The 21651-nt window shown below is 28.5% G+C and carries 22 protein-coding genes, 2 pseudogenes and 1 other annotated feature; of the genes and pseudogenes, 15 read left to right on the plus strand and 9 right to left on the minus strand.

Annotated features, from left to right (window positions below):
- The first annotated feature begins 223 nt into the window (after window positions 1-223).
- From CLSA_RS08320 to CLSA_RS08345, 6 genes are all read left to right on the plus strand, one after another.
- Complete coding sequence (locus CLSA_RS08320) at window positions 224-1465, plus strand: Nramp family divalent metal transporter (protein ID WP_022745264.1); 1242 nt, start codon at window positions 224-226, stop codon at window positions 1463-1465.
- Between the two features lie 124 nt (window positions 1466-1589).
- Window positions 1590-2363, plus strand: a complete 774-nt coding sequence (locus CLSA_RS08325; RefSeq protein WP_022745268.1) for an alpha/beta fold hydrolase — start codon at window positions 1590-1592, stop codon at window positions 2361-2363.
- A gap of 103 nt (window positions 2364-2466) precedes the next feature.
- On the plus strand, window positions 2467-3429 hold the full coding sequence (locus tag CLSA_RS08330) for a ketopantoate reductase family protein (protein ID WP_022745272.1): 963 nt from the start codon (window positions 2467-2469) through the stop codon (window positions 3427-3429).
- 26 nt (window positions 3430-3455) lie between these two features.
- The gene (locus CLSA_RS08335) at window positions 3456-4415 is read left to right on the plus strand and encodes a helix-turn-helix domain-containing protein (RefSeq protein WP_022745276.1); all 960 of its coding nucleotides are present in this window, start codon (window positions 3456-3458) and stop codon (window positions 4413-4415) included.
- Between the two features lie 180 nt (window positions 4416-4595).
- Complete coding sequence (locus CLSA_RS08340; protein ID WP_022745280.1) at window positions 4596-6362, plus strand: ABC transporter ATP-binding protein; 1767 nt, start codon at window positions 4596-4598, stop codon at window positions 6360-6362.
- 7 nt (window positions 6363-6369) lie between these two features.
- A complete protein-coding gene (locus CLSA_RS08345) occupies window positions 6370-8100 on the plus strand; it encodes an ABC transporter ATP-binding protein (RefSeq protein ID WP_196774166.1) in 1731 nt (576 codons plus the stop codon).
- Between the two features lie 327 nt (window positions 8101-8427).
- On the opposite strand, the gene CLSA_RS08350 is transcribed toward CLSA_RS08345, so the two are convergent.
- The gene (locus tag CLSA_RS08350) at window positions 8428-9321 is read right to left on the minus strand and encodes a multicopper oxidase family protein (protein WP_041716199.1); all 894 of its coding nucleotides are present in this window, start codon (window positions 9319-9321) and stop codon (window positions 8428-8430) included.
- Between the two features lie 214 nt (window positions 9322-9535).
- Between CLSA_RS08350 and CLSA_RS08355 the strand changes: the two genes are divergently transcribed.
- Window positions 9536-9991: a DUF134 domain-containing protein gene (locus CLSA_RS08355; RefSeq protein ID WP_022745288.1), complete on the plus strand. Its 456-nt coding sequence runs from the start codon at window positions 9536-9538 to the stop codon at window positions 9989-9991.
- Window positions 9992-10094: 103 nt separating this feature from the next.
- On the opposite strand, the gene CLSA_RS08360 is transcribed toward CLSA_RS08355, so the two are convergent.
- Window positions 10095-10454: a NifB/NifX family molybdenum-iron cluster-binding protein gene (locus CLSA_RS08360; protein WP_022745289.1), complete on the minus strand. Its 360-nt coding sequence runs from the start codon at window positions 10452-10454 to the stop codon at window positions 10095-10097.
- A 496-nt stretch (window positions 10455-10950) separates the two neighbouring features.
- Window positions 10951-11232 (minus strand): hypothetical protein, encoded by a 282-nt coding sequence (locus CLSA_RS08365; protein WP_022745290.1) that lies wholly within the window; start codon window positions 11230-11232, stop codon window positions 10951-10953.
- Between the two features lie 58 nt (window positions 11233-11290).
- Here CLSA_RS08365 and CLSA_RS24435 point away from each other — a divergent pair, with 58 nt between their 5' ends.
- Window positions 11291-11509 (plus strand): protein kinase domain-containing protein, encoded by a 219-nt coding sequence (locus CLSA_RS24435; RefSeq protein WP_052334792.1) that lies wholly within the window; start codon window positions 11291-11293, stop codon window positions 11507-11509.
- 19 nt (window positions 11510-11528) lie between these two features.
- Window positions 11529-11744, plus strand: a complete 216-nt coding sequence (locus CLSA_RS24440; protein WP_052334793.1) for a hypothetical protein — start codon at window positions 11529-11531, stop codon at window positions 11742-11744.
- A gap of 316 nt (window positions 11745-12060) precedes the next feature.
- Here the strand turns inward: CLSA_RS24440 and CLSA_RS08375 are convergent, their stop codons facing one another.
- A complete protein-coding gene (locus CLSA_RS08375; RefSeq protein WP_022745291.1) occupies window positions 12061-12381 on the minus strand; it encodes a hypothetical protein in 321 nt (106 codons plus the stop codon).
- Window positions 12382-12536: 155 nt separating this feature from the next.
- On the opposite strand from CLSA_RS08375, the gene CLSA_RS08380 reads away from it, so the two are divergent.
- On the plus strand, window positions 12537-13268 hold the full coding sequence (locus CLSA_RS08380) for a ferritin-like domain-containing protein (RefSeq protein ID WP_022745293.1): 732 nt from the start codon (window positions 12537-12539) through the stop codon (window positions 13266-13268).
- A 186-nt stretch (window positions 13269-13454) separates the two neighbouring features.
- On the opposite strand, the gene CLSA_RS08385 is transcribed toward CLSA_RS08380, so the two are convergent.
- Window positions 13455-13652, minus strand: a complete 198-nt coding sequence (locus tag CLSA_RS08385; protein ID WP_022745297.1) for a YvrJ family protein — start codon at window positions 13650-13652, stop codon at window positions 13455-13457.
- A 571-nt stretch (window positions 13653-14223) separates the two neighbouring features.
- Window positions 14224-14811, minus strand: a pseudogene (locus CLSA_RS08390) (sigma-70 family RNA polymerase sigma factor).
- Window positions 14812-15075: 264 nt separating this feature from the next.
- On the opposite strand from CLSA_RS08390, the pseudogene CLSA_RS24545 reads away from it, so the two are divergent.
- The 4 genes and pseudogenes from CLSA_RS24545 to CLSA_RS08405 form a co-directional block, all read left to right on the plus strand.
- Window positions 15076-15165: pseudogene (locus tag CLSA_RS24545) on the plus strand (N-acetylmuramoyl-L-alanine amidase); the annotation flags it as partial.
- A gap of 196 nt (window positions 15166-15361) precedes the next feature.
- On the plus strand, window positions 15362-15658 hold the full coding sequence (locus CLSA_RS08395; protein WP_022745308.1) for a hypothetical protein: 297 nt from the start codon (window positions 15362-15364) through the stop codon (window positions 15656-15658).
- 198 nt (window positions 15659-15856) lie between these two features.
- Window positions 15857-16417 carry a GNAT family N-acetyltransferase gene (locus tag CLSA_RS08400; protein ID WP_022745311.1) on the plus strand — a complete coding sequence of 187 codons (561 nt, stop codon included), beginning with the start codon at window positions 15857-15859 and terminating at the stop codon, window positions 16415-16417.
- Between the two features lie 913 nt (window positions 16418-17330).
- Window positions 17331-17519, plus strand: coding sequence for a hypothetical protein (locus CLSA_RS08405; RefSeq protein ID WP_022745314.1), 189 nt, complete (start codon window positions 17331-17333; stop codon window positions 17517-17519).
- A 150-nt stretch (window positions 17520-17669) separates the two neighbouring features.
- On the opposite strand, the gene CLSA_RS08410 is transcribed toward CLSA_RS08405, so the two are convergent.
- The 3 genes from CLSA_RS08410 to CLSA_RS08420 all read right to left on the minus strand — a co-directional run bounded on the left by CLSA_RS08410 (window position 17670) and on the right by CLSA_RS08420 (window position 20855).
- Complete coding sequence (locus tag CLSA_RS08410; protein WP_022745317.1) at window positions 17670-17963, minus strand: ACT domain-containing protein; 294 nt, start codon at window positions 17961-17963, stop codon at window positions 17670-17672.
- On the minus strand, window positions 17956-19677 hold the full coding sequence (ilvB, locus tag CLSA_RS08415) for a biosynthetic-type acetolactate synthase large subunit (RefSeq protein ID WP_022745320.1): 1722 nt from the start codon (window positions 19675-19677) through the stop codon (window positions 17956-17958). The genes CLSA_RS08410 and ilvB overlap by 8 nt, the downstream gene beginning before the upstream one ends.
- Before the next feature lie 122 nt (window positions 19678-19799).
- Window positions 19800-20055: a binding site (T-box leader), on the minus strand.
- A 221-nt stretch (window positions 20056-20276) separates the two neighbouring features.
- Entirely contained in the window at window positions 20277-20855 is a 579-nt protein-coding gene (locus tag CLSA_RS08420) for a serine/threonine protein kinase (protein WP_022745323.1), read from the minus strand.
- Window positions 20856-21196: 341 nt separating this feature from the next.
- Here CLSA_RS08420 and CLSA_RS08425 point away from each other — a divergent pair, with 341 nt between their 5' ends.
- Complete coding sequence (locus CLSA_RS08425; protein WP_022745326.1) at window positions 21197-21601, plus strand: YmaF family protein; 405 nt, start codon at window positions 21197-21199, stop codon at window positions 21599-21601.
- Window positions 21602-21651: the final 50 nt, after the last annotated feature.

Below are 21651 nucleotides of genomic sequence, written 5' to 3' on the forward strand. Positions count from 1 at the left end.
GAAACACCAGTGTACTAAATGGTAACAGTTGATAAATTTTTATATTAGGCACATGAAAGAAAATAACAAGTCCAAAATGCCGTGATTATTTTGCATCAGGCAAGGAAGTGGATTTGTCTCATAGCGGGCTATTAGAGGAATCCACTGACGCAGCATGATGCGAAATAGGCTTGGCAGATGGACTTGTTATTTTTTTGAATGTGCCTTATGGGGAGGTAAGAACATGAAAAATATAGGAAGACAGCATAATCCCAAATTGAATTTTTTAAAATATATTGGACCAGGAATTCTTGTAACCGTTGGCTTCATTGATCCAGGAAATTGGGCAGCAAATGTGGCGGCAGGATCTCAATATGGATATCAGCTTTTGTGGATGGTAACTTTATCTACGTTTATGCTGATTATATTACAGCATAATGCAGCACATTTAGGAATTGCTACTGGATATTGTTTATCAGAATGTGCAAGTATGTTTTTAAAACCTTGGCTTAGCAGAATAATTCTAAATTCTGCTATGATAGCAGCAGTTTCAACAGCAATGGCCGAGATACTAGGCAGTGCAATAGCATTAAATATGCTTTTTAACATTCCATTGAAATTAGGTGCTTTATTGATTTTAGTGTTTGTTTTATTTATTTTATTTACAAATTCTTATATAAAGCTTGAAAAAATTATTATGGGATTTGTATCTTTAATTGGTATCTCATTTCTGATTGAAGTGAGCATGGTGCATGTACCTTGGAAGGAAGTTGCTGTAAATTTTGTGACACCTAAATTTCCATATGGTTCTATACCAGTTATTATGAGTGTTTTAGGAGCTGTTGTAATGCCACATAATCTATTTTTACATTCAGAAGTAATTCAAACCCGTCAGTGGAATCTGGAAAAAGAGGAAGTCATTCAAAAACAGTTAAAATATGAGTTTATGGATACATTAATTTCTATGCTGATTGGATGGGCTATTAACAGTGCAATGATTATTGTTTCGGCTGCAATATTCTTTTCAAATAGAGTAAATGTTACTGAGTTAGAACAATCACAGCAGATGTTAAAGCCATTGCTTGGAAATGCAGCGTCTATATTGTTTGCTATGGCACTTTTGTTTGCAGGTATTTCTTCTTCAATAACTGCTGGAATGGCTGGTGGAAGCATTTTTGCTGGAATATATAAGGAACCTTATGATATTAAAGGTTCTCACACAAAAGTTGGAATAATTATAACTTTAGTATTAGCTACAATTATTATTTTCTTTATTAATAATCCATTTCAAGGCTTGATATATTCACAGATGCTCTTAAGTATTCAGCTGCCTGTATCTATTTTTCTGCAAGTATACTTAACGTCTTCTAAAAAAGTAATGAATAAGTATGCTAATTCTATAGGAAACAAAATTCTTCTCGTTATTATTGGAATAGTTGTAACAGTTCTTAATATTATGCTGTTAATTAATACTATAAATTCTTAGTTGAAAAGTCATCAACGCAGTTAATTTATTGATAGACTTTATGTATGTAAGGCAAGGGAATAAGTATACATCTATCTATAAAGATTGTTTTTGTAAATATAAGATATAAATAATGGAGAAGGTGATGCATTTGAAAGTATATGAATTTGGAAATGAAGAAAAGCCATCTATTATGCTATTGCCAGGGACGTGCTGTCATTGGAAAAATAATTTTTCTAAGGTAATAGATTTATTAACTGAAGATTTTTTTGTTGTATGCGTATCATATGATGGATTTGATGAAACAGAAAACATAGAATTCCCAGATATGCTTACTGAAGTAGCAAAAATTGAAGATTATATTAGGCAGAGATTTAATGGAAAGATACATGCTGTATATGGTTGTTCTCTCGGTGGTTCTTTTGTAGGATTAATGGTACAGAGAAGAAAAATTTACATGAATCATGGAATTTTAGGCAGTTCAGATTTGGATCAAGCTACAAAGCAGATTGCTGCAGTAAAGACAAAACTTATGATTTCATTTTTTTATAAAATGTTACATATAGGAAAAGTTCCAAGATTTATTAGAAAACGGATGTTAAAAAAGGGAGGAGAAGAATTTACAATAAATGGACTTCGTATGATGGGAATAGGTGGCGTTGATATGTCCTTTGTTACTAAGAAAAGTATGAAAAATCAATTTTATACTGATCTTATAACAAAATTAGAGAATAATATTCAAGTGCCTGGAACAACAATTCACTGTTTTTATGCTGCCAAGATGGGAAAAAAATATAAAAGTAGATATGAGCAGCATTTTAGGAGACCGCATATTATTGAACATAATTTATTACATGAAGAACTTCTTGTGTGTAATCCTAAGGAATGGGTAGAGAATATTAAGAGCTGCATATTATAAAAAGTGAATATTAAAGTGTTTATAAAATAAGAACAAGCTTGTAATTTTAATTTTTTATAATAAATAATTCTATAGAAATTATTCATTAATGGGAGGAAGCTTTATGAAAATATTAATATATGGAGCAGGTGTTTTAGGCTCTTATGCGACTTATGAATTAAAGAGAGTAGGTCATGAAGTTACTATTTTAGCTAGGGGTAAAAGATATGAAGAACTGAAAGAAAAAGGATTGGTAATTAGGCATTGGCTGCAAAGAAGAACAACAGTAGATAAAATAAATATAGTGAAAGAATTACTTCCAGAGGATCAATACGATGTAACCTTTATAGTTATGCAAAGTTCACAAGTTAAAGCTGTATTACCGGATATTAGTGCAAATGTTAGATGTCCATTATTTGTGTTTGTTGGCAATGAAGATAAGGCAAAAGAAATAGCTGATGAAATTAAAAATACATCTATAAGTAATCCAAGGATACTCTTTGGATTTTTTAGTATTGGTGGAAGACGTGAAGATGGTAAAGTAATCAGCGTGCATACAAAGCATCCGGATTTTGATATTGGAAATTTAGAGGGTAAGGATGACTATAAATCTATTTTAGAAAAAATATTCAAGGCAACAAGATTTAAAATAAAGTATCACATAAATATGGATGATTTTTTTAAAACTCATATTGCATTTATTATGCCACTAGCATATTTAGCCTATATGTCTAATTGTGATTTGAGAAAAATAGCAAGTAATAAAAAAGCATTAAATGCTGCTATTGATGCCATAGTAGAAGGATGTGATGTACTGGTTAAGTTAGGATATAAAATTGATCCGGAGATCAGCTTAAATTTTTTAAAAAATTATAGAAAAATAGTTTATTTTGGATTAAAGTTATGTGTAGCAACCCCGGTGGGAAGGCTGGCGATAAGCGATCATTGCAAAGCAGCATGTAATGAAATGAAATACCTAGATAAAACATTAGTAGAATTGACTAAAAAATCAAAATTACAAACACCAAATATAAATAAGCTTAGAGAATATTTGATTAAGTATGTAAATCAAAAGAATATTCAGTAGGGAGTATTATTTGGAAGGGATATGTAATGGAGGCAACAAACAGAGATAAGCAATTATATGGTAATGAAGTAGAAATTGTCAGAAGAGATGATGATTGTACAATTTATAGGATTAATAATTCAAAAGGTGATGCTGTTATAACAAGCTATTCTGTGTTTCCAGGAATTGAATTAATCTATAATGATGTTCATACCCAGTGGGTAAGCATTGATGGAGAACAACCCAAAAATATTTTGGAAATTAATCATTGTAAAGAAGGGATAATTGAATGTGAGAATAGAAAGGGAGAGTATCTTTATATTTCAAAAGGAAATTTAGCTATAAATCAAAAGTATAACATGAAAAATAGTTGTAATTTTCCTTTAAACCATTTTCACGGAATTACAGTGGCTGTAGATCTTGATAAAATACCCAATTGGCAATCTAGTGTTTTAGAAGATGTTTCAGTTAATTTGTTAGAGTTAAAAAACAAATTTTGCGAAAATAGTAAGGGTTTCTTAGTAATAAGAGAAAACCAGAGCATTGAACATATTTTCTCAGAACTATATTCGGTATCTGAAAAAATAAGAAAAGGATACCATAAAGTAAAAATGTTGGAATTGTTTCTTTTTTTAAGCAGTCTAGAACAGGAGGATCTAGTACAGAGTAAGAAATATTATCCAAAAACACAGGTTGATATCATAAAAGCTATAAAGGAATATTTAATAATTCATCTGTCTGAAAAAATAACTTTAGATCAACTGTCAGTACAATTTCAAATTCCTCTTACAACAATGAAAATTGTATTCAAAGAAATATACGGAGACAGTATTTATTCATTTATAAGAACTTACAAGATGCAGAAAGCAGCAGAGCTTTTAAAGAATACTAATGAAGATATTAATGTGATTGCTGGAAGTCTTGGGTATGATAATGCAAGTAAATTTTCAGAAGCATTTAAAAAAGTTATAGGATTAAATCCAAGTCTATATAGAAAAAATGTCTAAATGGAGCATTGATAACAAAATAGAGTAGAGAAATTAAATGTAATATATTAGAATTAATTCAGTGCCTAAAAATGGCACAAAAAAATGTATGGTGGTTAGCTAAAACTAACTGGATGGAGGAGATATATAGATGCCGGTTTCAAGTGAAGGGAGAGGAAAAATGTAAGGAGAGGATTTGAAATGAAAAAAGAATCAAGTATATCAAAATTATTTAGATATGCAGGAAAATTTAAATATTTGACAATAACTTCGTGGGTGTTATCTGCAGCAAGTGCGCTTATGGCATTGATACCATTTGTTTTTATATGGAAAATTATTAAAGAGGTTTTGAATGTCTCGCCAAACTTTAGTGGCGCAAGGAATCTAACACATTATGGCTGGATGGCAGTACTTTTTTCTATCTTGTCAATGGCTATTTATATAGGAGCTTTACTCTGCTCTCATATAGCTGCATTTCGTGTTCAGGCCAATATAAGATCAAAGGCTATGCATCATATCGTTACATTGCCATTAGGATTTGTGGATGGTATTGGAAGTGGAAAGATAAGAAAAATTGTAAATGAGTCTAGTGCAGCAACAGAAACTTATTTAGCACATCAGTTGCCAGATCGTGCAGGTGCATTAGCAACACCTATTGGTCTTTTAGCAATGCTTTTGGTGTTTGACTATCGTCTAGGACTTTTAAGCTTAATACCAGTTGTTGTTGCATTTGGGATTATGTCATCAATGACTGGAAACAGAATGCAGGAGAAAATGAAAGAGTATCAGAATTCATTAGAGCAAATGTCAAATGAGGCAATAGAATATGTACGTGGAATACCTGTAGTGAAAACTTTTGGTCAATCTGTTTTTTCTTTTAAAAGATTTAAAGCATCTATTGATAACTATGAAAAGTGGGTGACCTCTTATACTAAAGACTTACGTATGCCAATGATGTTTTTCACTACAGCTATTAATGCCGTTTTTGCTGTATTAATAGGAGCAGGTTTATTTTTTACAAGAAATGAAGTTACAAATGAGTTTCTATTAAATCTTTTGTTCTACATCATTATTACACCAATTATAACAGTTACATTAAATAAAATTATGTATTCCAGCGAAAATATGATGATTGTTCAAGATGCATTAGAGAGAATTGATAGCATAATGCGTATAAAACCATTAAGTGAAACAAAAGCACCTAAGTATCCTAAGGATAACTCAGTGGTACTTAAAGATGTATCATTTTGTTATAAAGATGCCAAGGAAAACGCGTTAAATCACATTTCACTTGAAATTAATTCAGGTGAGCATGTGGCTTTCGTAGGTCCATCTGGTGGAGGAAAAACAACTTTAGCTAGTGTAATAGCTCGTTTTTGGGATGCAGATAGTGGTGAAGTTAGAATAGGCAACGTAAATGTCAAGGATATTTCAAAAGAAGAATTAATGAATAATGTTTCATTTGTATTTCAAGATAGTAAACTTTTAAAAACTTCAATATTTGAAAATATTCGTCTTGCAAAACCGGATGCAACAAGAGAAGAAGTATCAAAAGCATTAAAGGAAGCTCAGTGTGAGGATATTATAGAAAAGCTGACAGACGGAATTGATACCATAATTGGTACAAAAGGAAATTATCTGTCAGGTGGTGAAGCGCAGCGTATTTCTATTGCCAGAGCTATGCTTAAAAATGCACCAATTCTTATACTAGATGAAGCAACTGCATTTGCTGATCCTGACAATGAATCAAAGGTACAAGCTGCCTTTTCTACTTTATCAAAAGGAAAAACAGTAATTATGATAGCACACAGACTATCTACTGTAACAGGAGCAGACTGTATTTATGTACTAAAAGGTGGAGAGATATGTGAAGCTGGAAGTCATTCTGAATTGACAAAGCGAAATGGGTTATATTCGCATATGTGGCATGAATATAATAGTGCTGCAAAATGGAAGGTTGGTGCTTAAAATGAAATTGATTGAAAAACTGCAACATAAATATGCCCTTTCAGAAAAAGGTGCAAAGGATATGATAAAAGCATTTATAGCTTGCACACTATCGAATATTGTGTTAATGATGCCTGTAGGTCTTCTTTATTATCTGGTTGAAGATTTAATGCATAACAATGCTTCTGAAAATTATGTTTCCTTTTATGTAATTGGAATTGCAGTATGTCTTGTGCTTATATTTATCACAACATATTTTCAGTATAATGCAACCTTTTTTGTAACATATGTAGAGAGCGGTGTTAGGAGAATAGCACTTGCTGAGAAACTTCGAAAACTTCCGCTTTCCTTTTTTGGAAAAAAGGATTTATCGGATCTAACAAGTACTATTATGGAAGATTGTTCTACGTTAGAAACAGCATCTTCTCATTGGATACCAGAGCTTATTGGTTCAATTATTTCAACTTTTATCGTTGCAGTTAGTTTATTCTTCTTTGACTGGCGTATGGCAATTGCAGCATTATGGGTACTACCGGTTTCTTTTATAATTGTACTGCTTTCCTCAAAGGTTCAACATACATTAGGAACAAAGCAGATGAATGTAAAGATGGCTTGTGCAGATGGAATACAAGAGTGTTTAGAATGCGTAAGAGATTTAAAAGCAAACAATGCAGAAGCAGCTTATATGAAAGAACTAGATTCAAAGATTAAAAATGTTGAAAAGCGTGCAATTATTACAGAACTTGGAACTGCAGTTTTTGTTACATCTGCACAGATGATTTTAAAACTTGGAATTGTTACAGTTGCACTAGCTGGTGGAATATTTCTTATTGATGGAAGTTTAGATATTTTAACTTTCTTTATGTTCTTGCTTTTGGTATCAAGACTATATGATCCAATGCAGATGTCATTACAGAATCTTGCAGCTATCATTGCAGCTGATATTCAGTGTGAACGTATGAATGAAATTTTTAGGTCTGAGATTCAGACAGGGGAAGAACGACTCACAAATAAGGGACATGATATTACATTTAATCATGTTGGATTTGCTTATGACAATAAGGAAACTGTGTTAAAAGATGTATCCTTTACTGCTAAACAAGGAGAAGTGACAGCACTAATAGGCCCATCTGGTGGAGGGAAGACTACTGTATCAAGATTAGCAGCACGGTTCTTTGACATTAGCAAAGGAGAAATTACTGTTGGAGGTATGGATATTTCAAAGATTGATCCTGAAAATCTAATGTCTTTATATTCAATTGTTTTTCAAGATGTTACTTTATTTAATAATACTATTATGGAAAATATTCGTACTGGACGAAAAAGTGCAACAGATAAAGAAGTTATACATGCTGCAAAGCTTGCGCATTGTGATGAATTTGTAGAAAAATTGCCAAAAGGATGGAATACAATGATAGGTGAAAATGGTTCTGAACTTTCAGGTGGCGAGCGCCAAAGAATATCTATTGCGAGGGCATTTTTGAAAGATTCACCAATTATATTGTTAGATGAAGCAACAGCTTCACTGGATGTTGAAAATGAAACTATGATACAGGAATCATTATCAAAGATTATTAAAAATAAAACAGTACTTATTATTGCACATAGAATGAGAACAGTAGCGGGTGCTGATAAAATTGTAGTATTAAAGGATGGGAGTGTTGCTGAACAAGGAAAACCTAATAAATTAGCTAAAGAAGGTAAAATATATAAGCATATGGTTGAAATGCAACTAGAAGCTGCTTCTTGGCAGTTTTAAAGTATACTCTAACTAAAGTAGATCTTGCCATATAGCATTGGTTAAATTATTATAGTTTCAATCTTGTTCTTAATAGCGACTTTTATTGTATAAAGATAAATGAAGAAACCCTATTAAATCTTTATTCTAATTTAATAGGGTTTTTTGATGTGTGGAGAAAGATTGATGTATCTATTTAGCTTTGCAATATTAATTATATCTTTTAATTACGTTATTTAAATCTTAGTATAAATATCGAAGTGATTGAATAACACCAATTTTTAAAGTGTTGTAAAATATTGGCTAAACCAATGAATATAAAATACCAATAAAGTAATTTATAATTTTTTATGGTTTGTAAACTAAGGTGGTGAACATACCACCAGTTCCATCAGTAAAATTATTTGAAACATGATGTGAAATATGGCAGTGAAAAGGCCATATGCCTGGATTATTTGCTTTAAATAAGACATCCCAAGTTTCACCAGCAGCAACTAGTATTGTATTTTTAAAAATTCTATCATTATCAGCTATAAGATTTCCATCAGCTTTTTCAACTAAAAATTGATGTCCATGAATATGCATTGGATGATGATTAATCTGTATGGTTCCTAATCTTAAACGCACAATATCATCATATTCAACTGGCATAGGGGTAGTAGATGGAAAACTCTTACCGTTTATAGTAAACATATTAAAATCCATTGAAAAAGGCTTAAGATTGTATTGACCAGGTTCTACTTTTTTACCTTTTTCTAAACCAACGAGACTCCATTCTTGCATTAGCAGCAGATAATCTTTATTAACATTTTTTTCATGTGGATTTAGAATTACAAAGCCGCCCAATAACCCTAACATATCTTGCTTTGCTACATTAACGTGAGAATGATACATATGGGTTCCGGGTGGATTAGTAATTCTAAAGTGATAATCAAAATAATATCCTGGTTCAATTTTAGGTGAAGGTTCTACATCTGGTACACCATCCATCACATTAGGAACGTCAAGTCCATGCCAATGAATACTTGTAGCTTCAGGGAGATGGTTAATTATTCTTATATTGACATAATCTCCAGGATAAACTTGAATTGTCGGTCCTGGTATACTTCCGTTGTATCCCCAACCTTTGATGAAGACACCTGGAAGTATTTCTTGATTTACAGGTTCGGCTACTAATTTGAAACATTTAATGCCATTTCTGATATTATACTTAAGTATGGGAATATCTGGCGTAATGACAATAAAAACACCTCTTTAAATTATAGATTATTTAAATAATAAAGAATGATATATTATATTCAGAGATATTTTATTATGATACCAATCAACTTTGTTACTGTATATACAAATTTGAAGCAGTTTATTAAATTTAGTATAATTAAATAAATTAAGTATTTAGAACAGATTTAAGAATTATGATAATGTTGAATATATAGTAATCTAAGGAGGAAAAGTAATGGCAAGACCAACAAAATTTAGAAGAGTTGAGTTTTTTCCAGAAGATGACTATTTTGTACCGTGGGGAAAACCAAAATGCCAAATTGAAGAAATAGGCTTAAAAGTAGAAGAACTTGAAGCAATGAGATTAAAAGATATTGAAGATCTAAATCAAGAGAAATGTGCTGAGAAAATGCAAGTATCTAGACAAACTTTTCAAAATATCATAGATAGTGCAAGAAAAAAAATAGCTACTGCGTTAACAGAAGGTAAGGCCATAAGAATAAGTGGTGGTCATTACACTACAAAGCTTTGCAAATATAAATGTTTTGAATGTGGAACAATTTATGAAATAAACTATGACCAAGACAGAGCAGTATGCCCAAGTTGTGGCTCTAAGAAAGTGATGTGTAGCAAAAAAGCTGGATTTTGTAAAAATTGGTGTAGATGCAATAATACAGATGCTATTGAATAAATCAAAGTCATCAAGTTTATATGTACGAAAATAAAAAATAATAATAGAGCCAGTATACATAGATATTGGCTCTATTATTATTTTTTGTTTTGAAATCTCTTAATTATTTATTATGACAATCATGATGATCACATAAATCACCAGAATCTACAAGAGAACCATTAAGCCAGTTTAGAGCTACAGTCTTTACATCTCCAGAGCAGCCACGCAATACTTCTATTCCTGCATTACTTAGCACTCTTACAGCTCCTTCACCCATATTACCTGCAAGTAAAACTTTCACACCCATATCAGAAAGAGTTGATGCAATATTTGATTTGCAGCCACAGCCAGTTGGTGAAGGAAGAGTTTCAGAATCTATTATTTCTTTAGTTTTCGTATCAACCGTAAAAATTGTGTAATATTCACAGTGTCCAAAATGATCATCAATATTATTATTACGTGATGGTAATGCAATTTTCATAAAATAAACCTCCAAAAATATATTAAGATAGCATATGTAACAAAAAAGGTTATTGGCATATGCCTTTATATATTATGATAAACTTATGAAAAAAGTATGTCAATAATGTTTTCTTTTAGTTATTATTAACTTAAATAAATTATTTATATAGTAGTAAAGATACATATCAAGAAAAAGTAGTAGTTAATAATTCTACTGAACAAGATAAAAAATGGAGAAGGATTTTGTTGTATACGATGAAAATCTTAATAAAGTAAAATTAGTAGTGATAAATAAACAAATGGAAGGCTTTAGCTACATTAAGTCGTAATATAATTATAGTATTACAAAAATTAATAGCTTAGATTTAGACTATAAAATGGGAAAATGATTTAGAACTTCATTTATTTTTATTTATCAAAATATGTAGTGAAATATAGAAAAGATAAAATTAAAAAGTTAATAATGTTAAATGTGAGATTTATAAAAACACAGAATAGTACTGTTAGATTAAAAGCTATCCAATAATATCATCTTCACCAATAGAATTGTTAGCATCAGGTTGTGTAGAGTTATTATCATTGTTGTTATTATTATTATTATTATTATTATTAGCTTCTTGTAATGTATTCAGATATTCTTTTTGAGCGGCCATTGTTAACATTAAACAGCCTATTCCTACAAAAAAATTCCCCAAAACATCCATTTCAATAGCAGTTTTGCCTTCTGAAAATGAAACGGCGAGTATATTAGTTAAAATTAATAAATCCTCAGGGCTTAAATTATTTAAATTGATCATTATTAAACACCTCGTGTAAATAACATATAGTAATTAGTATTATAGTTATTTTGTTAATATGAATAATAATAAGAAGAAACTTTTTAATATATATCAAAAAAGTGAATTGGATAATTATATATTTACTCGTGCTGAAATTTATAAAGTAGCAACTAAGATAATAAAATATCTACACGAAATAAATATTGTGCATAGAGATATAAGAGTACCAAATATAATTATTAATGAAGAAGATGTGTATCTTATTGATTTTGGACTTGTGAGAATAATAAATTAATGAAAGATATCTTCCTAATGTGGAATTTTTATATTTAGGTCATTTATTATTACATTTATATTACTCTTCTTTTGAAAAGACTAATAAAAAATCAAAACCTTGGTATGATGAACTTGATTTAACTATGAGTGAATTAAAGTTTTTGAAGAAGTTATTAGGTCTAAATGATGAATACAACAGTATCTATGATTTAGAAAGAGATTTTATTGAATTAAAAACACTGCTAAATAATTAAGAATGTCATTAATAATAAAGTTTATATTACAAGCAAATTATTTTTAATTATACGATTTCTTTCACTTTAATAACACGCATACCTAAAAAATACAGTCAAAAAAGCTAGTACATTGATAGCGCCTGGTAGCTAAGTGGCAATTATTATGAATTGAGGCAAAGATGTATAATAAAAATTTTATAATGATTTAGCAAAAAAGATATTGTAATTATAGAAGTTTATATTGATAACAAGACATATAACTTATTATAATTTCAGAAATATACAATTTTTAATTTCATAAGTTTGAATTTCAACGAGGAAACCTATATATCTTTTAAGAAAATACAAGAGTACCATTACCAATAATTACAATTATAGAATCGTAACCTAGAGGTTTAAGATAGTATTCAGAAGAATTAGGTTCTACTCTTATAAATTGTTGCATTTCCTGCATCTCATCAAATATTTCAATAAGAACTCGATTAGAAGGAGAACTATTTTTAACTTTATAATAAACATTAGGTACTAAACCTGTATCTCTTGATTTATAGAATCCTTGAGTGAGAGATACAGGGTTTTGTGCAAATGTGACTATTGTATTCATGTTTAAAACTAGGAACAAAAAAATAAAAAGCATAGAAATAAATCGTTTCATTAAATTAACCACCTTAAAAATTATTTTTATATACTTAAAGATATTTTTATTATGTGTAAGAGAAAAGTATTTATACAAATGAAAAATTCACAAATTTATATTAGATTAATACAATAAAAGTGAGTTAATTATTTCAAGGAGAATCGAAATTATTTATGGAATATAAAAATAATCAAATGAGTAATAATGAAATGTTACAGATGTCAATTGAAGGGGTAAGGAAAGCTGTTCAAGGAGAAAGAGAAGATGAATTATTCTATGACTATCTTATTAGTGAAGCTCCAACAGACGAACAAAAGCAGATAATAACAGCTATTAGAGATGATGAACGTAGGCATAATAGATTGTTTAGAAGAATTTATCAAGACTTTACTGGTATAGAAATTCCAAGGAGTGATGAAGAAGAAAAATTTGAAGTGCCTGAATCATATATAGATGGCATTAAAAAAGCATTGTTTGGAGAGTTAGCGGCAGTAGAAAGATATAGAGCAATTAGAAGAGGACTTCCTAGGGGAGTTTTTTATAGAGATATATTATTTGATATTATTACAGATGAGTTAAAACATGCTTCAAAATATAATTATTTATTTACACTAAATAGTGTTACTAATACTGGTGAAATGGGAAAAGATACATCTAATTTTACTCCAGATGATTGGGTTAGTTATATTACACCATTGGTTGATCGTGCTCTAGCAGAATCTAAGGAAGGTATTAATCCTGAACATTTATATCAAGAATTTATTTTATCAGGTGTACTTGTTGGTTTAGGAAAACAGCCTCAAGAAGCTATTGAGCAGGTTGAAGATTGGGAGAAAACAGGAACTTCTAAGTTACTAGCAAAAAGTAAGATGAGCAGACATTTTAATTATTTGCAAGATATATAATTAATTTATAGTAAAAAAATATTTAACTGGGGACAGTAGATAGTTTTGTTTTTTATACAAAACTATCTAATATCCCTTTTTGCATTAAAAGATATATTTATCTATTTAGTTTTATCGGTATACATATTAAAATATAAATAATTTTAAAGGCTATAAACATTTTATTCTAATGTTTATAGTCTTTATTTAAGCAGTTTTATGAGAATTATCGCTAGAATCTACATCAAGAGCAATTCCAAGCTTTGCTGATATTATGGTATTTAGTTTGTTAATTGAACTTGATAAGCTAACAATTTGTTTTTCCAAGCGAATGAGCAAATAAGCTGACACAGCAACAGGAAAACCATTATTTACTATTAAATTAATTAAATCATTTATTTCCATAAATTCATTACCTCCCATAAGAGATATATGATTAAATTGAATATATTCTAATATTGTAAAGAATATATATGGTTTACAATAAATATGGCAAGATTCTTAGAGATAACAAAAGGTTAAAAATATTATTTTTTTACAAAGCTCTAATTTTATTAGGAGCTTAATAGAGGTCAGCAGAATTTCTATATAAGTTCTACTGACTTTTTATTTTGAAAGATATAATAAACTTTATTATCTTTTTAAAAGTAAATTTTTGTCATAAATTATACTTTTCAAATTCATATAAGTCTCACTTAAAAATGAATTTGAAAAGTAATGGTATGTTTATTTTTTACATTGTATTAAGAGTTATAAAATTAAACTAAAAAACCCCCAATTAGGGGGGGAAAATAAAAATTTTTATTTATATAAAATGGACATTATTATTAATTGATTCAATATTATTATGTTCAAAAAATAAGAAATTATTCAATATTTACTTTAATGTTATATTAGAGAACGTTTTGAATAAATGAAAAAATAAATCATTATAGTAAAAATAACAGCACCAAGGAAGGGATTAGCCTTGGTGCTATTAAGCTTGTAAACTTTTATAATTAATAGAAATATTATTAAACATTTTCGTTAGAATGTTTTTCTTTTTTACAATAGCAGTAGAGTAGCACATATTTTTTTGATAAGCATAATCTTTAACTGTATTATTTCTAAAGAATACAAAATCTATAAGCTCTTTTTCATCTTTATTTAAATTTTTTAGAGCTAGTCTTAAATCTTCATAATTACACATTTCACATAATGAAGTTTCAGTAGAGATTTCCTCAGAAGGAATGTCTATTTCAAAATTATCATCCAAGCTTAAAGCATTATTACCTTCAGTAGAGCTTCTGGTTTTAATTCTTTTTATTAAATCATTCATATTATTTTTTATTGCATTAGTAGCATAAGCTACAAATCTATGTTTTTCTAAATTGTACATGGAAACAGATTTAAAAAGGGAATGATAACATTCTTGTATAATATCGTCAACACTATATCCATCAATAAAAGTTTTTTTAGAAATATTATAGATTAAGGGTCTAAATTCTGTGGCTAATTTTTCTTTTGCTTATTCATCATTATTTTTGCATTTGATAACTAAATCTTCAATATAATTAAAATCCATATAAACCTTCTTATTTAATGAAGAATTGTGAATTACACTAATTAATTTACATGCATTGCATTTTCACATAAATTTATCCGTATATATAGTATATATGGTTAAAGTGTATATAACTTATATAGAAATAGAAAATTAATTAAATTTGCATTGTTATATAGGATCTTTAATGTTGAAAGTTCTTAATTGTAGCATAGCTACTTTTTCAGAAATATATAACTTAGAGGTAAATAAGTAAATTAAATATTACAGAGAAGAGGTATAGAAATGAGTAATTTTATAATTGCTGTTGGCAATACTGCAAGTGGAAATATTGAAGGTGGAATTATTGATAGCTTAGATGAAAGCAATGTAACACATTAATATATCAAAGTAAAAGATTTAAAGAATAGAGAGCCAATGTATGTGTAATATGTGTAATATGTATGATATTTTGAAAATTATGTTATAATAAGCATTATTAGTTACTATAATCTAATGAACAATAGTAACTAATATTACGTAACAAGAATAATTTAGAGTATTATTTTAAATAGAGTAAGGTGATTATTTAATGAAAAGGGAAAAGATAAGTATAGAGGAACAGGCAGAACTTTTATTAAATGAGTTTAAAGAAATGTATGAACCTAAAAATAAAATTATTGATGAGATTATATTGAAGGAACAAAATAACTTGAGCAAAGGTGAAATTCCTCAAGTTGTTTTGAAACATGTAGTCGTTGCAATTTATCGGGTAGTTTTTATTGAAAAAGTTACTGTTGGAGATAGCGCTTATAAACTATTGCAAAGGATGGATAAACTTTCACGGTCAAATGGTTGGTTGCCTTTTGGAATTGTAAATCCTTTTTAAAAAATAATAGTACAGGAAAGAACTTATTTCTTATGGTGAGTATTATATAAGGACAATCCTACCTATAATTTTTTTAGTTTATATTTCAACATCGTATTAAAACATAGACTAAATTTATATAAAACTTACAAAGAGAGGAGTTTTGGAGAAGGAATAGTTTAGTTTTCAGGAACTATATTATTTTGTCCAAATAAAACTATGAGAAAAGAAATAATATTAAAGAAAAAAGATGATAATGAAGTACAAGCAGAATTAAAGATTTTAGATATTTCATATATTGATAAAATAATAAAATTGGAGCAAAAAATTTACAATGGGTTAGAAAATAAAGAATTTTATTCGTGTTCATCTAGAGAAGAGTATGAAGAAAAGCTTAATGGAGATGGAGCTATAGTAGGGTGTGTTAATTTAGAAAATGATGAGTTAGTAGCAATTGGTGCATATGTTGAATATGGATATAGAGAACATAATTATGGGTATGATTTTGGTATTGATGGTGACGAACTTTTAAAAGTTGCACAAATTGAATCAACTATAGTTTTAAATGATTATAGGGGAAATAAGCTTCAAAAAATTATGTGTGAAGCTCTTGAAGAGATGGCAATAAATAATAAAATGAAAATCATTAGTGCAACTGTTGCACCATATAATAAGTTTAGTTTAAATACATTTAAAAATCTTGGATACAATATTGTAGCGGACAAATTAAAATATGGTGGATTAAGAAGATATGTACTAATGAAAAAGTTAAAGAGATAATTAGTGCAATTTTTGATTTTCCGTATTTAGATTGTAGAAGTTAATTATGATAATACCACGGAATATTAACTCGTCTCTATTGACTGTGGATAGAGGCGAGTTTTTTTCATTTAGAATTGTGATTGTGAAATATTACAGTTATTAATAAAAAAGATTCTTAATTCTATAAAATTGCAGTAGGTTGTCTAAGTAGTCCTGACTATATTTATTAAAAAACAAGAATACTTTTTAATTTCTATTGCTGATGGTATTTAAAAAATACATAACTTAGAAATAAGATAATATATTTGATTAATGTATAAAAAATATCCTCTTATGTATAACGTTTACATAAAATGTGATATAATTAATATATAATCAATTATATATATTAGGGGGAATAAATATGCTAGGATTAGTTATTTTTATTAGTTTTATATTAATTGCTTGTAATGTTTTTTATGAAGAAGATGAAATTGAAGGAAAAGCAGATGTTAACGAAGAAAAATTAAAAATTAAAAAATAAATTAACAATATATAAATTAATTACTTAAAATAAAAAGTGCCATCTATAATTATAAGTGGCACTTTTTATTTTAATGTATATGATAATTAGCAAAATTTTTATTTGTGTAGTTTAAAAAGGAATTAAAAATTAAGGATAAATAATATATGAAATATTGGTATATTATTTGCAATAGTTGTTAACATAATAAATGAAGAACTACAAAAATTAAATTCTCAACGATTTAGAAAACATTTTAAAAATCAGTTTATTACATAGTATCCTATTGTCTAATATATTTATTTTTATAAAAGTAAATATATTATATTTGATGAAAAATAAAATAGAATCAGATAAAAACTGTTGTTAATTAATAATAATTATTATATAATAGAGATATAAAATATAATTAGATAGGAGAGAATTATTATGGGAAATAGCAATAATTTAAACAAAGAAAAAGAATGTGGTTGTAATAGCAAGCATGTTGATAAATATGAAGTAGCTTTAGAAGAAGAAAAAGTTAAAGCAGATTCATCAAAACCATGTGATCCAAGTAATCCAGATTATCCATGGGTGTCATGTGGTATAGATAAGAAATCTGAAGGCAAAAAATAGACTTCAAATATAAAAAAATAAACATTGTATATTTGAATTAAAAAATACAATGTTTACTTACTTAAGGTGAGAATATATTCTCACCTTATTTTTATATACGTAATTCAAAGCGGATTAATATAAAATAACAGAATTTTATTATTGCGTTAATTACTTAAGTTTAAGTACCTTATCAAGGTTTTCGAAAACAGATTGATCATAATCTTGATGAAGAGACACTTCTAATACATCATAAAGTTTTTCCAATTGCTTTATGATTTGATTTAAAACAAAATCATTTTTTACAAGCAAAAACATTTTACTAGTACTCCCATCTCCAACTCTAGCACAGAGTATTCCTTCAAGATTAAATGCACGACGTGCGAAAAGTCCAGTTATATGACTCATTACTCCACAGTGATTTCTAACAAGAAGTTCAATAAGATAAAAATTAGTATTAATCATTAAACTTTTCACCACCTATCATTTCTAAATTTGATTTTCCAGGAGCAACCATAGGAAATATATTTTCACATTCATCTATAGGGACATTAATTACGCACGGACCTTCTTCATTCAAGATGTTTTCAAGTTTCTCTAAAGGGTATTGTTCATCACCTAAATCATAACCTTTCATTCCAAATCCTTCAGCTACTACTTTAAAATTAGGATTAGATATAAAACTAGATGCAATATAATGTTTATTATAAAATAATTCTTGTTGTTGTCTAACTAATCCTAAATGATGGTTGGTTAGTATAATAACTTTTACATTGAGATTAAAATCTGCAAGTGTAGCTAGTTCTTGAATATTCATCAAGATGGAACCATCTCCACTAAAGCAAAGTACGTTTTTATCAGGATTAACTAAAGCAGCACCAATAGATACAGGAAGTCCAAATCCCATTGTCCCAAGACCACCAGATGTTAATAAAGTTTTTGGCTTTTTAAATGGATATCTTTGAGCAGTCCACATTTGATGTTCTCCAACATCGATAGCTATTATTGCATCACTTCCTACCTTAGAAGCTATAAATGGAATTAAGTTAGCTGGATGCATAGTATTTTCATAAGAAGGAAGTGGGTATTTTTCTTTAAAGCATTTAACTCTCTTGACCCAAGAATTTCTAGATTTAACATCAACATATGGAATAATAGCATCTAGGAATTCTTTTATATCAGCAGCCATTGAAAGACTGCATGTTTTAACTTTATTTAATTCAGAAGGATCAATGTCTACGTGAATAATTGAAGCATTAGGACAAAATTTATCTATGTTGCCAGTAGCTCTATCATCAAATCTTATTCCAAAAGCTAAAATTAAATCTGCTTCATTAAGCAAATAGTTTGTGTAAGGGGCTGCATGCATTCCAAGCATCCCAAGACTTAAATCATCATCACAAGGAAATGCACCAAGTCCCATGAGGCTCAAGGCCACAGGAATATTATTTTTTTTAGCTAATTCATACAAATTACTAGAAGCATTGGAACTAATTATCCCACCTCCAGCATATATTATAGGCTTTCTTGAATTATTTATAAGTTCAGCAATACATTCAATTGTAGAACTTTTTAAGAAAGTCCTTGATGAAATAGTTTTTTCCTCAATAACATTACTAATATTAGACTCTAATGAATTAGATAAAGTGTCATCATTAGGGAAGAATTCTAATTCAATTATTTCTGTTTGAATATTTTTGGGTATATCAATAAGTACAGGACCAGGTCTGCCTTCAGTTGCAATTCTAAATGCTTCTGGTATTATAGTAAAAAGATCATGTATATTTCTAATTAAAAAATTATGCTTAGTAATAGGAATTGTTAAACCATAAGCATCTACTTCTTGGAAAGCATCTGTACCTATAGCGGATAGAGGTACTTGCCCAGTTATTACAATTAGAGGAATAGAATCAAGTTTAGCATCAGCAATAGCAGTAAGTAGATTAGTTGCACCGGGACCAGAAGTTGCAAAACATACACCAACTTTATCAGTAGTTCTTGAAATACCTTGTGCAATAAATGCTGCACCTTGCTCATGACGAGCTAAAATATGTTTAATTTTGCTATTATATAAAGCATCGTACATTGGTAGATTAAATCCGCCAGGAATACCAGAAATAAATTCAACACCTTCGTTTTCCAATAATCTAATAATTATTTCAGCACCACTACATTTCAAAAAATCACTCCTAACATAAAATAATTTTCCTTACATTATATATAGATTAAAAAATAAGAAATATATCATAATATTTTTAAATATGGTTTTGCAAATTAAAAAACTCTTCAGCCCATAAAAAACAATAGGACGAAGAGGAATAATTGCGATACCACCTAAATTTGTATTATTATAAATACACACTCAATATAACACAGATAAATTATTGATGTCATTGCTCTTTTAACGGTAATCTCATTCGTTTAATTCTACTATCTCAAAAGATTTCCATTAAAAATTCCGAGGCTATATTCCATATATATATCATGAGAATTTACAGCAGCCATTATCTCTCTTTGATTCGATAATATATGTACTCCTCCTCATCAATGCTTTTGATTATTAATATTTAATATGTATTATAAAGGTTGTATAAGTAATAAATTATGATTTGTGGTTAAAATTAAAGAAATAGTCTATATAGAAATAGGGAAATTCTTTTGTGTAGCATTTCATTTATAACGTAGCAACTAAGCTAAAGAATCCCCTTATTTCAGTTAATTACCACATAAGTTTAAGCTTGGAATTGTTTATTTATAAGATTTTAAAGTTAGAAATATCTAGCTTGCAGACATTTTGATGCACAAAGTTTTCTTTGACATATATATATAATAATCATATCCTTTTGTCCAATATGGAAGAAGATTAGGTTTATAATCTAAAAGGTATTTTAAAAATTGATCAAAAGAGTTTAGGTTAACTAAGATTTTTATTATATCCTTAGGATAAGGTGTATTTTTACTAAATATTTTTCTGGGATCTATAACTTTAATATTTTCATTTTTATCTACGAATATATGAGCATTTCTAATATTAAGTCTTTTAAATTTTAATATTTTGAAATCCTCAATTAAATCTATAATTTCACAAGAAAGTTTGTATGATAAACCATGTTCTTTTATATATTGAGATAAATTTAATCCTTCTACATAATCTCTTAAAACCATATTTTTAGCTATAAATAATACTTTTGGAAAGAATTTGCTATCTTTAACTTGTTCTAGAATTTCAACTTCATCTTCAGCTTTTCTTTTTTTATAGAATATTTTTAATGCATAACCTTCTGGAGTTAAATAAACGCTACCTTCATGACCCTTGCCTAAAAATTTACATTCCTTTATATCTAAGATGTATCTCATTTTACCACTTCAAAATATTGCTTTTAGTATTATATGTTTAAAGTGCTGAAAATGTTATAGTTTTTAAAGAGTGAAGTTTATCACTTAGTAGAAATTATGTAAACGTCAAAAGTTTCGTCAAAAATAATTGCAGAAGAAAAACTTCAGAAACTGCATTATTCTTAAATGTAGACTATACAGGAAATGTTTAATATATTATAATGTTTAAGGCTAAATTGCACAAATAGCCAAAAGAGGTAGATTAGGTAGAAATGCTTAGTTTACCTTTATTTTTTTAATTCACATAACTATATGGATAAACATAATATATACTATATTGAATTACTAAGGAGGAAATTTTGATGAGATGTAATTATAAAAAAGATAATAGTTATTCTAATGAGAATAATCAATATGCAGAAAATTATTATAGAATAAAAAATCATAATCATGAATTTGAATCAAGCACAGATTATGAAGAAGATGATGAGGGAGTAGAACACAATCATCGTATTGCTGGCGTAAGTGGTCCTCCAATAAAATGTGGCAAATCCCATATTCACAAAATACACGTGTTAACAGATACCTTTGATGATCATTTTCATGAAATTTGTGATACTACTGGTCCAGCTATTTATATTGGAGATGGAAAGCACATTCATTTAATCAAGGGTACAACAGAGGAAGCGGATGGACACACACATGATTATTTTTTTACTACTTTAATTCAAGATCCTACTAACGTACCAGAAGATAGAAAATGCTAAAAATATAATATGTTTTTTATTCTAAGTCATAGAGGTTTGGGTATGGAAGA

The sequence above is a fragment of the Clostridium saccharobutylicum DSM 13864 genome (genome assembly GCF_000473995.1).
Lineage (GTDB): Bacteria > Bacillota > Clostridia > Clostridiales > Clostridiaceae > Clostridium > Clostridium saccharobutylicum.

What these genes read in the sequence shown, in the direction of transcription:
- CLSA_RS08320 (WP_022745264.1), top strand. Translation starts at nt 224, where the DNA reads ATGAAAAATATAGGAAGACAGCATAATCCCAAATTGAATTTTTTAAAA.
- CLSA_RS08325 (WP_022745268.1), top strand. Translation starts at nt 1,590, where the DNA reads ATGCATTTGAAAGTATATGAATTTGGAAATGAAGAAAAGCCATCTATT.
- CLSA_RS08330 (WP_022745272.1), top strand. Translation starts at nt 2,467, where the DNA reads ATGAAAATATTAATATATGGAGCAGGTGTTTTAGGCTCTTATGCGACT.
- CLSA_RS08335 (WP_022745276.1), top strand. Translation starts at nt 3,456, where the DNA reads ATGGAGGCAACAAACAGAGATAAGCAATTATATGGTAATGAAGTAGAA.
- CLSA_RS08340 (WP_022745280.1), top strand. Translation starts at nt 4,596, where the DNA reads ATGAAAAAAGAATCAAGTATATCAAAATTATTTAGATATGCAGGAAAA.
- CLSA_RS08355 (WP_022745288.1), top strand. Translation starts at nt 9,536, where the DNA reads ATGGCAAGACCAACAAAATTTAGAAGAGTTGAGTTTTTTCCAGAAGAT.
- CLSA_RS08360 (WP_022745289.1), bottom strand. Translation starts at nt 10,454, where the DNA reads ATGAAAATTGCATTACCATCACGTAATAATAATATTGATGATCATTTT.
- CLSA_RS08365 (WP_022745290.1), bottom strand. Translation starts at nt 11,232, where the DNA reads ATGATCAATTTAAATAATTTAAGCCCTGAGGATTTATTAATTTTAACT.
- CLSA_RS24435 (WP_052334792.1), top strand. Translation starts at nt 11,291, where the DNA reads ATGAATAATAATAAGAAGAAACTTTTTAATATATATCAAAAAAGTGAA.
- CLSA_RS08375 (WP_022745291.1), bottom strand. Translation starts at nt 12,381, where the DNA reads ATGAAACGATTTATTTCTATGCTTTTTATTTTTTTGTTCCTAGTTTTA.
- CLSA_RS08380 (WP_022745293.1), top strand. Translation starts at nt 12,537, where the DNA reads ATGGAATATAAAAATAATCAAATGAGTAATAATGAAATGTTACAGATG.
- CLSA_RS08385 (WP_022745297.1), bottom strand. Translation starts at nt 13,652, where the DNA reads ATGGAAATAAATGATTTAATTAATTTAATAGTAAATAATGGTTTTCCT.
- CLSA_RS08395 (WP_022745308.1), top strand. Translation starts at nt 15,362, where the DNA reads ATGAAAAGGGAAAAGATAAGTATAGAGGAACAGGCAGAACTTTTATTA.
- CLSA_RS08400 (WP_022745311.1), top strand. Translation starts at nt 15,857, where the DNA reads ATGAGAAAAGAAATAATATTAAAGAAAAAAGATGATAATGAAGTACAA.
- CLSA_RS08405 (WP_022745314.1), top strand. Translation starts at nt 17,331, where the DNA reads ATGGGAAATAGCAATAATTTAAACAAAGAAAAAGAATGTGGTTGTAAT.
- CLSA_RS08410 (WP_022745317.1), bottom strand. Translation starts at nt 17,963, where the DNA reads ATGATTAATACTAATTTTTATCTTATTGAACTTCTTGTTAGAAATCAC.
- CLSA_RS08420 (WP_022745323.1), bottom strand. Translation starts at nt 20,855, where the DNA reads ATGAGATACATCTTAGATATAAAGGAATGTAAATTTTTAGGCAAGGGT.
- CLSA_RS08425 (WP_022745326.1), top strand. Translation starts at nt 21,197, where the DNA reads ATGAGATGTAATTATAAAAAAGATAATAGTTATTCTAATGAGAATAAT.